The 14,026-nt window shown below is 63.1% G+C and carries 13 protein-coding genes; 4 read left to right on the forward strand and 9 right to left on the reverse strand.

The window, feature by feature from the left end; translation table 11 throughout:
• Window positions 1-42 precede the first annotated feature (42 nt).
• The 7 genes from BBA01S_RS17600 to BBA01S_RS45490 all read right to left on the reverse strand — a co-directional run bounded on the left by BBA01S_RS17600 (window position 43) and on the right by BBA01S_RS45490 (window position 6,515).
• Window positions 43-1,419, reverse strand: coding sequence for a CpaF family protein (locus BBA01S_RS17600; RefSeq protein WP_027817614.1), 1,377 nt, complete (start codon window positions 1,417-1,419; stop codon window positions 43-45).
• Window positions 1,406-2,617, reverse strand: coding sequence for an AAA family ATPase (locus BBA01S_RS41595; RefSeq protein ID WP_042297456.1), 1,212 nt, complete (start codon window positions 2,615-2,617; stop codon window positions 1,406-1,408). Before BBA01S_RS41595 ends, BBA01S_RS17600 begins: the two co-directional genes overlap by 14 nt.
• A gap of 65 nt (window positions 2,618-2,682) precedes the next feature.
• A complete protein-coding gene (locus BBA01S_RS48110; RefSeq protein ID WP_027817765.1) occupies window positions 2,683-3,003 on the reverse strand; it encodes a hypothetical protein in 321 nt (106 codons plus the stop codon).
• A gap of 17 nt (window positions 3,004-3,020) precedes the next feature.
• Window positions 3,021-4,742, reverse strand: coding sequence for a type II and III secretion system protein family protein (locus BBA01S_RS41600; RefSeq protein WP_245641514.1), 1,722 nt, complete (start codon window positions 4,740-4,742; stop codon window positions 3,021-3,023).
• Window positions 4,743-4,849: 107 nt separating this feature from the next.
• The gene (cpaB, locus tag BBA01S_RS17620; protein WP_027817615.1) at window positions 4,850-5,671 is read right to left on the reverse strand and encodes a Flp pilus assembly protein CpaB; all 822 of its coding nucleotides are present in this window, start codon (window positions 5,669-5,671) and stop codon (window positions 4,850-4,852) included.
• Between the two features lie 44 nt (window positions 5,672-5,715).
• Window positions 5,716-6,258 carry an A24 family peptidase gene (locus tag BBA01S_RS17625; RefSeq protein WP_027817616.1) on the reverse strand — a complete coding sequence of 181 codons (543 nt, stop codon included), beginning with the start codon at window positions 6,256-6,258 and terminating at the stop codon, window positions 5,716-5,718.
• 86 nt (window positions 6,259-6,344) lie between these two features.
• Window positions 6,345-6,515 (reverse strand): Flp family type IVb pilin, encoded by a 171-nt coding sequence (locus BBA01S_RS45490; protein WP_062863698.1) that lies wholly within the window; start codon window positions 6,513-6,515, stop codon window positions 6,345-6,347.
• A 1,011-nt stretch (window positions 6,516-7,526) separates the two neighbouring features.
• Between BBA01S_RS45490 and BBA01S_RS17635 the strand changes: the two genes are divergently transcribed.
• The 4 genes from BBA01S_RS17635 (at window position 7,527) to BBA01S_RS17650 (ending at window position 12,142) form a co-directional block, all read left to right on the forward strand.
• Entirely contained in the window at window positions 7,527-8,801 is a 1,275-nt protein-coding gene (locus tag BBA01S_RS17635; protein ID WP_027817617.1) for a glycosyltransferase family 87 protein, read from the forward strand.
• 92 nt (window positions 8,802-8,893) lie between these two features.
• Entirely contained in the window at window positions 8,894-9,955 is a 1,062-nt protein-coding gene (locus BBA01S_RS17640; protein WP_027817618.1) for a glycosyltransferase family 2 protein, read from the forward strand.
• A gap of 196 nt (window positions 9,956-10,151) precedes the next feature.
• Window positions 10,152-11,486: a sigma-54 dependent transcriptional regulator gene (locus tag BBA01S_RS41605; protein WP_052391774.1), complete on the forward strand. Its 1,335-nt coding sequence runs from the start codon at window positions 10,152-10,154 to the stop codon at window positions 11,484-11,486.
• Between the two features lie 134 nt (window positions 11,487-11,620).
• Window positions 11,621-12,142, forward strand: a complete 522-nt coding sequence (locus BBA01S_RS17650) for a MarR family winged helix-turn-helix transcriptional regulator (protein WP_027817619.1) — start codon at window positions 11,621-11,623, stop codon at window positions 12,140-12,142.
• A 95-nt stretch (window positions 12,143-12,237) separates the two neighbouring features.
• Here BBA01S_RS17650 and mhpT read toward each other — a convergent pair whose 3' ends face one another.
• Window positions 12,238-13,464 (reverse strand): 3-(3-hydroxy-phenyl)propionate transporter MhpT, encoded by a 1,227-nt coding sequence (gene mhpT / locus BBA01S_RS17655; RefSeq protein WP_407668322.1) that lies wholly within the window; start codon window positions 13,462-13,464, stop codon window positions 12,238-12,240.
• A gap of 41 nt (window positions 13,465-13,505) precedes the next feature.
• Window positions 13,506-14,024: a DUF3237 domain-containing protein gene (locus tag BBA01S_RS17660; protein ID WP_042297458.1), complete on the reverse strand. Its 519-nt coding sequence runs from the start codon at window positions 14,022-14,024 to the stop codon at window positions 13,506-13,508.
• Window positions 14,025-14,026 lie beyond the last annotated feature (2 nt).

The raw sequence follows: 14,026 nt of genomic DNA on the forward strand, positions 1-14,026 counted from the left end.
AAAGCGATATTGGATACACGCGGTCGAAAACGCCCATGACGTTCACGCAGCTTCGAAGCGCCGTGCCGGATCGTAAGTCGTATCCGGCAGATGGATGCCGAATCCCTCCAACCGCTCGCTAAATCGCGGGCGCACGCCCGTGGCATGAAACGCGCCGCGCACATTGCCGTTCGCACCGACGCCGCTGCGCTTGAACGTAAAGATCTCCTGCATATTGATCATGTCGCCTTCCATGCCGGTCAGCTCCGAAATGCTGACGATCTTGCGCCGTCCGTCGGTCAGGCGCGCGACCTGCACCACCACCGTAATCGCCGAGGCGATCTGCTGGCGCATCGTCTTGGGCGGCAGCGCAAGCCCCCCCATGCCGATCATGTTTTCGAGGCGAGTGAGTGCGTCGCGCGGCGTATTCGCGTGAATGGTGGCGAGCGATCCTTCGTGGCCCGTGTTCATCGCATTGAGCATGTCGAGCGCTTCGGCGCCGCGCACTTCGCCCAGGATGATGCGATCGGGCCGCATACGCAGCGCGTTTTTCACAAGCGTGCGCTGGGTGATCTCGCCGCGCCCTTCGATATTCTCGGGACGCGTTTCGAGTCGAAGCACATGCGGCTGACGCAATTGCAGTTCCGCAGCGTCTTCGATGGTGACGATCCGTTCGTCGGCGGGAATGGAACCCGAGAGCAGGTTCAGCAAGGTCGTCTTGCCGCTGCCCGTGCCGCCCGAAACCAGGATGTTGATCTTCGCGCGCGAGAGCGCGTCGAGCACTTCCGCCATCGGCGGCGTGAGCGTCTGCAGGGCGATCATGTCGGACACCTGCAACGGCTTGCCCCCAAAACGCCGGATCGAAATCAACGGGCCATCGACGGCCGCCGGCGGAATGATGGCATTCAGGCGCGAGCCGTCGGGCAAGCGCGCATCGACCATCGGGCTCGATTCGTCGATACGACGGCCGACGCGCGAGACGATTTTTTCGATCACCTTCATCAGGTGCGCATCGTCGTAGAAAGTCACGTCGCTCAATTCGAGCCGCCCTCTACGTTCGATATAAACCTGGCTGCCCGTGTTGACGAGAATGTCCGAAATCGTCGGATCGCGCAGCAACACTTCGAGCGGGCCAAAGCCGAACATTTCGTCGTAGACGTCGGTGACCAGTTGGCGCCGCTCAAGATCGTTAGCCGGCACCTTTAGATCCTCCAGGATACGCGCGATGAGCGCGGCGATTTCCTGGCGCACCTGTTCGGCAGGCAGCCGCGAGAGACGCTCCAGTTCGACGCGATCGAGCACGGCCTGATGAATGTCGCGCTTGAGCTTCTGATAGGCGGCGCGCAGCAGGCTGGCCGATCCGCTCGACGATTCGTTCGACGATCCGGCGCGCTCGGCTTGCGGCGCGCGCTGGGCATGCAGATGGTCACGAAGCGACATGGTGGGCTCCTGCCTGAACGACATCACCGCGCAAACGCGCGAATAGCGACCTGGATCGGGTTTGCTCGCGCCGCGGAGCGTCGGCATTGCCCGCGATCTGCGCTGCGATTTCCTGCACGGCGCGCGCGACATGGCCATTACCGGCCCTGGCGATCGGCATGCCCTGATTCACTGCCGCCAGCACGGCGCGTGGGTCATCCGGAATCACGTGATTCGGCCGCATGCCCAGCACCTGTTCGAGCGCGGCGCGCGTGCGCTCGTCGTGGCGCGTATAGCGGTTCAGCAGCAGGCGCATCTGGGTGGGCGCGTAGCCGAGCGAGACCAGGATCTCCTGCAGCCTGCGCGCGGCGCGCACGCCCGGCATCGTGGCCTGCAACACAAGCTGGATCTGCGTGCTGCGATCGAGTGCGAGGATCGACAGCGGGTTGAGGGTCTGGCCGACATCGACGATCACGAAGTCGTAGCGCGGCACGGCAAGGCCAAGGATCCATTCGAGCCGCTCGGCCTGGATATCCGCCGCTTTCACCGGATCGCCCGCGCCCGCGAGAATGTCGAAGCTGTCGCTCACATGCACGACGCAGGCGCCAAAAAACGCGCCGTCCATGCGTTCGACTTCGGCGCACATTTGCGGCAGCGTGGACGGAGGCGTTTCGTCGGTGACGAGAAACGCGGCATCGCCGAACAGCTGGCACAGGTCGACCAGCAGCACGCGCTTGCCGCGCTGATTCGACAGCGCATGCGCGACGTTGCTCGCGATAAAGCTCGTGCCCACGCCGCCCTTGCACGATACGAACGAGACCACCTGGGTCTCGCGCGCATTGCGCTGGCTGTGCTGCGTTTGCGCGCGCAGCAACGCCTCTTCCAGCGAGTGGCGTTCGAGCGGCCAGCTCAGCACGTCGCGAAATCCCGCGCGCATCGCTGCGATCAAGGTGTGCTGAGATGCGTCAGGTGCGACCAGGATGCAGGTCAGGTGCTTGTGCTCGCGGCACAGGCGCCCCGTGGCATCGAGCGAACCGGCGTCGATCGAACCCGCATCGACGATTAGCATATCGAACAAATCCAGGCTGTCGCCGCGCTCAAGCAACACCGAGGCGTCGCCGCACACGCGCGTCGTCCGGTAGTTGCCGCATTCGCCGACCAGATTCATGATCTGCGCAAGCCTGGCGGGATCTGTCGAGAGAGTGAGAATGTCGATCATGGCGTGTACCTTTGTTCAGATGCTTCGTGCGTCGGCGACTCGATGAGCGCGCTGCGGACTGCGGACTACTGACTGCTGGCGCCGGTCGTGCCGCTGCCCACACCAATCGTATAAGGGTTCGAGGAAACCGGTGGCGCGGAGAACGACTTGTCGTATTGCGTCATCGCCGAGACCGCCGACTGGCCGTCGACGCCCTGCGTGGACGGGTTGTGTTCGGCCGCATGCGGATCCATGACCTGCGCCTGCTTGACGGCACGCACCGCCTCGCCGAAGTGCGCGTCCCAGACCGGCGTGCTCGTCATGCAGCCGCCCAGCAGCGTGCAGAGCGCCGTCAGTGGTGCCAGTGGCGTCAATGAGCGAGCGATGCGAAGGCATTCGAGTTTCATGAGATTCTCCTTTTTCATCACTGCTTGACGGGGTTGCCGGCTTGCGCCGCGGCGTCGGGCGACGTGGCTGCCACGTTGGCGGGCGCGCCGATCGCGGTGGTCGACTGCGTGCTTGCTGCGGGTGCTGCAGGCGTTGCGGGGGCAGCCGGTGCAGCAGGCACTGCCGGTGCGCTGGCTGCGCCGGCAGCGGCCGCTGCACGCGACACGCCGCCACGTCCTTCCATGTTTCCGGTCGCGTAGACATCGACTTCGCTCGGCTGCACGAAGCTATCCGTCGGCAGCGGCGGATTCGAGTTGGGCAGCGGCTTGACGAGATGAGGCGTGATGACGAACACGAGTTCGGTGCGGTCTTGCTGGAACGACGTGCTGCGCAACAGCGCGCCCAGCACCGGCACCTCGCCGAGTCCCGGCACCGCTTTCAGCGAGCCGGTCACGTTGTTCTTGATGAGGCCGCCAATCGCAAACGACTCGCCGTCGTTCATCTGCACGGTCGTGGATGCGCGGCGCGTCGTGATGAGCGGGAGGATCGATACGTTGCCCGCGTTGGCCGCGCTCAGCGTGACGCCCGTCGAAGAAAGCTCGGAGACTTCAGGCGCGACGCGCAGATTGATCCTGCCGTTGCCGAGCACGGTCGGCGTGAACTTCAGGCCGATGCCGAACTCCTCCTGCTGCAGGATGATGCTGCTCGTCGTGCCGCCAACGCTTTGGGGCACCGGGATGAAGACTTCGCCGCCCGCGAGGAACGTGGCCTCCTGGCCGCTGATGGTGACCAGGTTCGGTTCGGCGAGAATCTTCACGAGGCTATCGGTTTTTTGCGCATCGACCGCAACAGCGAGCGGCTTGTTGTTCGCCTTGCTGAAACCCATCGCGCTCGACACGCCCGCCAGCAGGTTGCTCACGAGCGCACCCGTCCACGAACCAAAGCCACCCTGAATGTTGACCGCTGCGCCGAGCTGGTCGATCAGCGTTTTGTCGACTTCCGCGACTTTCACTTCGAGCATGACCTGCTGGGGCGAATCGACGCTCAGCATGTTGATCACGCCGCCCGAATTCTTGCCATCGCCGACACCGGTATGCGCGCTATAGACCTTTGCAATCTCGACGATCTGCTGCGCGGCCTGTGCGGTCGAGACGCGGCCCGAGAGCACGAGATTGTCGCCTGCCGTGGACACGTGGACATCGCGCTCGTTGGGCAGCAGCTGCGTGAGCGACGCCATCAGGCCGCCGGAATCGACATTGACCACCACGTCGATGATCCGGCACGAGCCGCCGCGTCCCTGCACGATCATATTGGTCGTGCCCACCGACTGGCCCACGAGATAGAGCGTGCGCGGCGACAACATGGTTGCCTGCGCAACGGCCGGGTTGCCGAGCGTGCGGTTGAGCACGGGCTCGTCGAGCGGCACGAGCGTCGACTTGCCGAGCGGCACGACCACCGTGTTTTCGCCACGGATCGGCCCGGTGCAGTTCGGGCCGCGCAGTGGGCCCGTGGACGCGGCCGAAGGCGCCGTCGGGTTGGCGGGAACCGGCGTCATGCTGATGGTCATCTGCATGGGGCCGTGCCCGAGCGGCGCGGCTGCGGTGGAGGCTTTCGTGGCTTGTTCGTTCTCGCCACCGTCAGTTGCCAGAGCAGGCTGGGCGATCAACAGCCCGGCGCTGACCCAGGCGGCCACAGCCGTGGCAAGCGGCGTACGACGCAGGCCCAAGCGCCGCGATGGTTGTTGCAGTGCTGAATTCATGACGAAAAGCCCCCGTTTCAAGTCTGTTTTTCGTGGTGTCTGTCGTGGTGCTTCTTACGCGCCCGGTCGCGCGCGCGCACCTCTTTAACCTGTTGATGCAGCCGTTATCAGAAACACTCTTGCGTGCTGGTGACGCCGGAGATGACACCGATGCAATCGCGTTTCGGCGCGCGGTGTTCCGCATAGCGAACGCGCGTGGGTTTCACAGGCGCCGGAGCGGGCGCGGGCGCCGCCGTACCCAGCAACGTGTCCTTGGTCGCGCCGTCGGTGCTCAGGCGCTTTTCGTCGATCTGGTTGCGCAACACGAGCGACAGGGTGCCCACGCTGCGCGCGAGATCGAGCTTCTCGGCCTGTTGCGGCGTCACTTCCAGCGTGACGGCATTCACCACCTTGGGCGCGGTGTCTTCGCGGCTCACCTGCTGCGCAATCGCCAGCACAAGAATCTTCTCCAGCACCGTTTTGGAAATGCTCGATTGATCGGTGTGGCCCGGCTCCTGGGTATTGACGATCACGTCGACGTAATTGCCCGGCAAGGCGAAGCCCGCCACCCCCACCACGTCATTGACGCGCACCGTGATGGCCCGGTTGCCATCGGCAATGACCGCCGACAGACCGCCCTTCGTGCCGGCGGGAGCAAGCTTCGCTTCGATCAGCGGCTCGCCCTTCGCCACGCTCGAACGCACGACGCGTCCTTGCAGCAGCTTCGCGTCCTTGAAGACGCCAGCAGGCAGGCTGTCGGCGGGCCAGCTGACCGTATGAACCATGTTGGGTTCGATTGGCTCGCCGAGGCTGATGTCCTGCGTGGCCACCGCCACGGACGTGACGCCGCTCGTCGAGGTCTGCACGAGCCAGCGTGACGCCGACAGTGCGGCCGCCAGGCCCGCCACCAGGGCAACGACAAGCATCATCAATGCGCGACTGTTTTTCATGGCAAAGCTCCTCATTAACGGCGGTATGGAGGCCGCCTCGCCGGCTAGACTGCGGCGAACAGCACGCCGATCGTTGCGCTCGCAATGGCCACGCCGTAGGGCAAGGTGCCTAGCGACGCAGGCTGAGCGTGCGTGGTCGCGACGCCGATCCCCACTGCGTCAGGCAGCAGCCACGCGCAGCTCCTGCGGATCAGCCGTATCAAATCCCGGGTCTTGCCCCGCTTCACGATCACCGCGATAGACCACACGCCGCCGACCAGAAGCGTCACAAGTACGATATGTAGTGCGAAGGCAGGCCCGACCCACGCGCCGATTGTCGTCATCAGCTTGACGTCGCCGGCAGCCATCCCGCGCACCAGATAAAACGGCAACAACAACGCGAAGCCCGCAAGCGCACCCTCGATCCAGATTGCGCCTCCCCGTTGCGGGCCCCACAACCACACTTGCGCGAGCAGCGCGGCGATCAGGCCGGTCAATACAATGCGGTTCGGAATACGCCGCGCTACGAGATCCGTGCTGGCCGTCACGATGGCCAGCACGACCACACACAGCGGAACAGGTTGCGGTGGAAGATGTTCGGCAAACATGGCGTCCCTCGTTGTGTATCGGGTCGACTGGAGTCTCTTGAGGAGCAGACGAATCGCAGACGGCGATTCGTCTGCCACCTCGCGGTTCAGATCGAGGCGCCGATATTGGTGAAAATCGTCGAGAGCGTCGTCCCGAGCGTCTTGACCGTACCGACGATGGCGAGAGCGATCAGCGAACCGAGCAGTGCGTATTCGATGGCGCTGATGCCGTCTTCGTCACGGATGAACTGGCTTGCCTTGGCGATGATGTTCTTCATGATTAACTCCATTAGGATGACTACATAAATCCCTTCGCCGGAATTGGCGTTGGGGTGAACGACATTAAGACTCGACTGGAAAGCCTGGCGAGCAGGCCTAACGCAACTGGATGGTCACGCTCCGGCTAGCGGTCGAACGGATCGCGCTTGCCGGCACGGCGCACACCGCAACAGCGGGCATTAGCAACAGCGTGCCGCCGATGGATGCGTGAAGGTGAAGGTTCCGCCGTGCGGCCAGCGTCCAGCGTGCTGGCACGCAACGGCAGGAAAAGATGAAACCGATACAGCTTGTAATGGCCCCGTAGCTCATTTTTATTACCCCGATTACCCCGTTTTACCTCGCTTTGTTCTTATCCGGTCTATGCCGGTGCTGTGCGTCAAGCCTGCGATCTGTTTCTTCTACGACATCGCCGACTTGCGTAACTAGTCCTAGGCAAGGTACGGGCCAGCTCCCCGACAAGCCCGAAAACATTGGGTTCAAGCCGAATCGGCAAGATTTTCCTGCCTATAGCCAGCAATCGAAAATGTTACTGATCTGATACATCAGCTTTATGCCGGTCTGGACACGACCGGGCGGCTACAGCCTTGTGCCAAAAGGGCTTTGGCGTCTCTTGTCGGGAGTTTCCCTGGGCTGTCGCGGTGCTGCTTTGTGCAGCCTTCCAGGCCACCCTGGCGAACAACGAACCGTGGTTGATACAACACTGAAACATCGCCCTGCTTTTCAACCGACAAATAGGCCGAATCTGGCCACGATCCGGCAGCGATCCGCCTGCCGCCCGAACTGCTGGAATATGCCGGCTTGAAACGCCCGCCGATTTCTACGCATAATCAATCGAGAGAACGTGCATGCGGAATGAATAATCAAAGCGCAATGCGGACAAATGAAGCGGATCGCAACATCTGATCGCCAATTCGCGTATGCACGGACGGTGATGAAATAGCAGCACTACACAAGTCTCACGACCGGATGACACGTTGCTCCGGATCGGCGGACCTTTCGGGGGCAGGGCCATGGAATTACCCATTTATTCGGCGCGCGGTGCCAGCAATCGGGTGCAGGGCTGGCTGACGCGTGAGCGTTTCATCCTGTACAGCGTCACGATGTGCATTCTCTACGCCCTCTTCCTGGGGCTGTGGGCGCGCGTCACGCATGGCTTTGTCGGAACCGACACGGCCAAACCGGCGGGCGACTTCGCTGTCTTCTGGAGCGCATCGCACGTCATGCTGCACGGCACGGCGCAGCAGGTCTACAACTTCAACACTTTCTCCGTGGCGGAACGAGCCCTGTCAGGCATGTTTCCGAAGAACTCGTTCCTGCCGTGGCTTTATCCGCCGACCTTCCTCGTACTGGTCACGCCGCTGGCGCTCCTGCCTTTCCTGCTCTCGTATGCGCTCTTTATCGGCGCGAGCCTGTTTGCGTATGTCAAAGGCGCGCTCGCGGTCTCGCGCCTGGCGCAGTGGAGCGGCAGCGCCCGCATGGCCGTTCTGTTGCTCGTGACGTCGCCTTGCGTGTTCGTCGCCGCGCTGTTCGGACAGAATTCGCTGCTCACGGCCTCGCTTGCCGTCTTCGCGGTGCGCTGGGTCGAGCGCTATCCGGTGCGCGCCGGCATCTGCATCGGACTGCTATGCATCAAGCCGCAAATGGCCGTGGTCTTCCCGTTTGTGCTGATCGCCACGCGCGCCTGGCGTACCTTCGCGAGCGCCGCGGTCACTGTCCTCGTCTGTGCGGGCGTGAGCATCGCCGTTTGCGGCACGCATACGATCAAGCTTTCGTTTCTCGCCGCGGATCTCGCACGCAGCCTCCTGCTGGAGCACGGGCCGAACTTCTGGCTCGCCTCGCCGACGACGTTTGCCGCGCTGCGCCTGGGTGATGCGCCGCTGCCCGTTGCCTATCTGATCCAGGGAGCCGTCGCCACGCTGGCCGTCGCATCGGCCTGTCAGGTGTGGAGCAGGACGCGCGACGCCGGTGCGCGGGCCGCGACACTCGCGCTGGCCACGCTGATCGCCAATCCTTATGTATGGCACTACGAACTGGCCTGGCTCGGCCTCACGCTCGCGTGGCTGCTGGCGACGGGACTGCGCTCGGGATGGCTGCGCGGCGAACAGACGGTCATCGTCCTCGCATGGCTGTTGCCGCTGTTCGAACTGTTCAATCGCTATCTGGAAATGCCGCAGATCGGCCCTATCGTGCTGTTGATTACGCTGTTGGTCGTGCTGCGCCGGGTGCGCGAGCCGGAGGCCGCACAGGCGGCACAGGCAACACGGACGGCACGCGCACTCGCGTGAACGAGTCAGGAAAAGCTATCTAGAAGCTGGAAGCACGGTTGCAAGAATCGAACGACGCGGCCCGACGCCGCGCAAGCTGAACCGGGGGAATCATGAACACACGTAACAGCAAGCCGCTGGTCTCGATGGTGGTGCCGTTCTACAACGAAGGCGAAGCCGTCGAGCGCTTTTTCGAAAAGCTCGTGCCGGTGCTGGAAGACGTCGCGTCGATACGGTTCGAGATCGTCTGCATCAACGACGGCAGCAGCGACGCAACGCTCGATAAGCTCGTCCACGCTAGCGCACAGGACGCGCGTATCCGCGTAATCGATCTCACGCGCAACTTCGGCAAGGAGGCCGCGTTGACGGCAGGGATCGACGAGGCCTTCGGCGACGCCGTGATTCCGATTGACGCCGATCTCCAGGATCCGCCCAGCCTGATTCCGGTGATGATCGAACACTGGCGCGCAGGCGCCGATGTCGTGGCCGCGCGGCGCGCCAACCGCGACTGCGATACGTGGACGAAGCGCACCGCCGCCGGGCTCTACTACCGCGTGCACAACGCCCTCTCCGAAGTGAAACTGCCCGAGAACGTCGGCGATTTCCGCCTGATGGATCGCGAAGTCGTCAACGCCCTGCGGCGGCTGCCAGAGCGCCGGCGCTTCATGAAGGGGCTGTTCGCGTGGCTGGGCTATCGGACGGTGATCGTCGACTACGAGCGCGAAGCGCGCAGTGCCGGGCATTCAAAATTCTCCGGGTGGCGGCTGTGGAATTTCGCACTGGAGGGCATCACCGGCTTCAGCACGGTGCCGCTGCGCATCTGGACTTATATTGGTTTGTCCATCGCGGCGGGCGCCTTTCTTTATGGCGGCTTTATCGTGGCGCGCACCATGCTGTTCGGCAATCCTGTGCCGGGCTATGCGTCGCTGCTCAGCGTGCTGCTTTTCATGGGCGGCATCGAGCTAATCGGCATCGGCGTGGTCGGCGAATATGTCGGGCGCATTTACCACGAAACCAAGGGCCGTCCGGTCTATCTGGTGCGGCGGCGCTATCAGGCGAGAAAAAAGGTCAGCGCGCTGCCGATCAGCCGTTCCCCTTCGCGCACCGCGCAAGTCGTCAAGCTGGACTTCGCACTGCGCCGCACAACGCCGCGCATACGCGCAGCGGGACGCTAGTGTCGATTAAATTTAGTGCCACTTCAGCGAGATCCCCCAAAACCACTACGCAAAAACTTGATGCGGTATTGATCTGATTGAAAGTGCAGCAAGCATGAATTAAGGTAGTTCTATGTATGGCGCTGCAGCATTTAGATATCACGGGTAAACACGGTGAATTGCTGTTCGCAGGCGTCAAATAGGGTTGGGGGGATACATGGATACCTTATCGGCTTCGTTGGCGACGGAGCGCCCGGTTCTTTACGTCTCGGATAATCCGAATCGGCATATTGTCGATTTGCTTACGGCGGCCGCATGGCACGTCGTGGCGGCGACCCCTGCGGAACTGGCCGGCGACGCGACCGCGAATGCTGCGTCGCGCGTCGGCCTGATCGAGTTGCCGCACGACGTCTCGCCGGAGCAGTTGAGTGCACTGCAAAAGTGCACGCGGCGCGCGAAAGTCACGTGGATTGCGCTCGTTCATCCCGGCCAGGCCAGTGCGGCCGCGACGCGTCAATTCATCGTCGATCACTGCTACGACTTCATCACAGCGCCCTACCCCGAACAAAGCCTGTTGTTCGCAATCGGCCACGCCTATGGGCTGGCGACGCTGCGCGACGCATCGAGCACCGCTCATGACGAACCCAGGCGCATCAGCAGCCGCCGCGCGCACGGCCAGTTCGACATGATCGGCGAATGCGAATCGATGCAGGAGCTCTACCGCGGCATTCAAAAATGTGCGCGCACGGCCGCTCCGGTTTTTATCTCCGGCGAATCAGGCACCGGCAAGGAACTCGCAGCGCGCGCGATTCACAATCGTTCGTCACGCGCGCGCCAGAGCTATGTCGCCATCAATTGCGCGGCCATTCCGACCACCCTGCTGCAAGCCGAATTGTTCGGCCACGAACGTGGCGCATTCACGGGCGCGATGCAGCAGAAGATCGGCCGCATCGAATCGGCCGCGCACGGCACGCTGTTTCTCGACGAAATCGGCGACATGCCTTATTCGTGCCAGGCGGTCTTGCTACGGTTCCTGCAGGAAGGCACCTTCGAGCGTCTCGGCAGCAATACGCCTATCAAGGTAGACGTGCGCATTATTTCGGCGACCCATGTCGACCTGGAAGCCGCCGTGGCGCAGGGCAAGTTTCGCGCCGACCTCTATCATCGGCTGTGCGTGCTGAAGGTCACGAATCCGCCGCTGCGCGAGCGCGATACCGATATCGAACTGCTCGCCCAGCACGCGCTCGCGCTCTACAAAAAAGAAGCGCAGTGCAAGATTCGCGGCTTTTCCGAAGATGCCCTGGCGGCGCTGCATCAATACGATTGGCCCGGCAATGTGCGCGAACTCTTCAATTGCATCCGGCGCACGCTCGTGATGGCGGAAAACCCGCTCATTACTGCCGCCGATCTCGGCCTGCATACCCTGCCCGAATCGCTAGGCGACGCATTGAACGTGGCGCAGGCAGAGACGCATGCGAGCGCAACGACCGCTCCGGCTGCGGCGGCCAGCGCGAACAGGACGGCACGTTCCAGCACTACCGCGCACGCTTAGGAAGATCAGCCGGATAGATTGTCCGGCGCAGGCCGATCAGTGTGAATGGGCGACTGCAATGCCATCAGGTTTCCTGATACATGCAGTAGAATGAGATTTGACGCCCACACACTTCAGATCGGCTTCGATCTCCAATGGCCAGAAAATCCTCAACTGTCGAATCCGCCTCCACGCCGGCCAACCAACCGGCCAACGAGCCGGCATTGTCCAGCGCCGACGCAACGCAGCGCGCCGTTCCCTCCATGCGCCTGAGCTACCTGATTGGGCAACTGGATCGCGTCATTTCGCGGCGCCTGACCGAGGCACTCGTGCTGCATGGCCTGACACTTCCGCAATACACCGCGCTTTCCGTGCTGCGGGCGCGCGGCCGTTCGTCGAATGCGCAGATCGCCGAGCGCTCCTTCATCACGCCGCAATCCGCCAATGAAGTCGTGAAGACGATGGAAGCCAATGGCTGGGTCGCACGCGAGCCCGATCCCATGAACCGGCGTGTGGTGCTGCTGTCCTTGACCGATGCCGGCAAGACGCTGCTTGACGCCTGCGATCAGGCTGTCGATCGGGTCGAACACGCGATGCTCGACGATGTCGCGCCCGCCACTGCACAAACGCTGCAAACGCTGCTGCATACCTGCGTGCGCAATTTGCGCGCAGTGTAACGGTGCAATGTGAAACACCCATCGCAGGGCAGGCCTTGCGATGGGTGTTCGACGAAGCAAGCGCGTATAGCCCTCAACCCTGGTTGTCAGCATCCCTAATTTTTTGTCCGCCGTACAGCGAGCAATGCCCCGATGGCCGCGATTGCCGTGACGGGAATACTCGCCGCAATCACAGTAGTCGCGCTGGCGCCGCCAGCCAGGAGCTGTCCTGCCGCGAGCGGGCCCACAATCGACCCGATACGCCCCGCCGCCACCGCGGCGCCTACCCCCGTCCCGCGCATGACCGTCTCATAGCTCGCAGCGGACAGCGCATAGAGCATCGATTGCGCACCCACAACGCTCATGCCCGCCAGCAGCACCGACAATGAAAGCCACAGCATGTTGCCGGCTCCCGCCAGCATGAACAGCGACACGGCAATGCCTGCGTAGACGGCTCCCACGACTCGCACGGGGCGCACTCGATCCATCAGTGTCCCGGTCGCGAGCACGCCCACCACGCTGCCCGCATTGAACAGGATCTGTGTGATACCCGCCTGACTACGCGTGAGGCCACGCCCGACGATCAGCGAAGGCAGCCAGTTCAGCAGGAAATACAGCACGATCAGCGTGCAGAAGAAACTGATCCATATTTGCGCCGTGACCGCGGCCCGGCCATCGCCGAACAGCACGCGCAGCGTCGAGGGCGGCCCGCCGCGAAGCGCCTGCGCATTCGAACTCGCTGCGGCGTAAGCGCGCGATTCCGGCAGCCACGCGAGGATCGCCGGGGCGATCAGCAGCGGCCCGAAGCCGCCAGCGTAAAAGATATGCCGCCATTCGGTGTCGCCCGCGCTGAGTACGCCGATCAACGCAGCGAGTGCGCCGCCCAGCGGCATGCCGCAGTACATCACGCTGACCGCCGTATTGCGCAACCGTTGCGGCACCGCTTCAGCGGAAAGCGCGATCAGGTTCGGCATTGCGCCCCCCAAACCCAGGCCGGTCAACAGGCGCGCAATCAGCAGGGTCGCGAATGTCGACGTCTGGGCAGTCAGCAGCGAGAACGCGCCAAACGCCACCATCGAGATCAGCAGCACGCGCTTGCGGCCAATGAGATCGGCAAGCCGCCCTCCCAGCATCGCCCCCGGCAGCAACCCGAACACGCCCGCGCTGAACGCGATGCCCAGTTGCCTCACGGAAAGCCCGAATTCGCGGGCCATGCGCGGCGCGGCCACTCCGGTAGACTGCAAATCGAGGCCTTCCAGCACCGCTACGACCAGACACAGACCCAGCACCCACACCGTACTCGCCGTCCGGCTGGACGGCACCTGAGTTGTCGATGACGACACGATATCTCCTTGTTTTATTTCGTTATGCTACGCATAGCGGACTACTGGAGCCTGTAGATACGGATAAGCACCGCGTCGCGCGCTGGCCGCAGACTGTCGAGCGTCCCCACATACACGTTGTCGTTGATCCAGCCGTACTTGCCCTCCGGCGCGACCAGGTCGATATTCGAGAACACCGCCTGGCCGGGCGCCCTTTGCGCGGGCGCCAGCACGTGATTCGACACGCTGATGACCGCGCCATCGTCTGTCTTGAGCTCGTAGGTCGCAGACAGCTGCTTGAAGCCGTCCTGCCTCACGAGTTGACGATCGGCTCCGCCAGCCAGCACCACGCCGTGAATGCCGGGCCCGCTAAAGCTCCCGCCGACGATCGGCACCATGCGTCTTTCCCCGATCGGCGAATTGCCGAGCGACATCGTTGGCGCAAGGTCGCAGGTGACCTCCATGACGAGTTGCGCGACGGGCACATGCTGCGCAGGCGCTTCAGCCGCCGCCCCGTTCACGCAGGCAACGATCAACGGCACCGCTGCAACAAGGCGCCTGGCGTAATTACCGATATTCATGA

The sequence above is a fragment of the Paraburkholderia bannensis NBRC 103871 genome (assembly GCF_000685015.1).
GTDB classification, from domain to species: domain Bacteria; phylum Pseudomonadota; class Gammaproteobacteria; order Burkholderiales; family Burkholderiaceae; genus Paraburkholderia; species Paraburkholderia bannensis.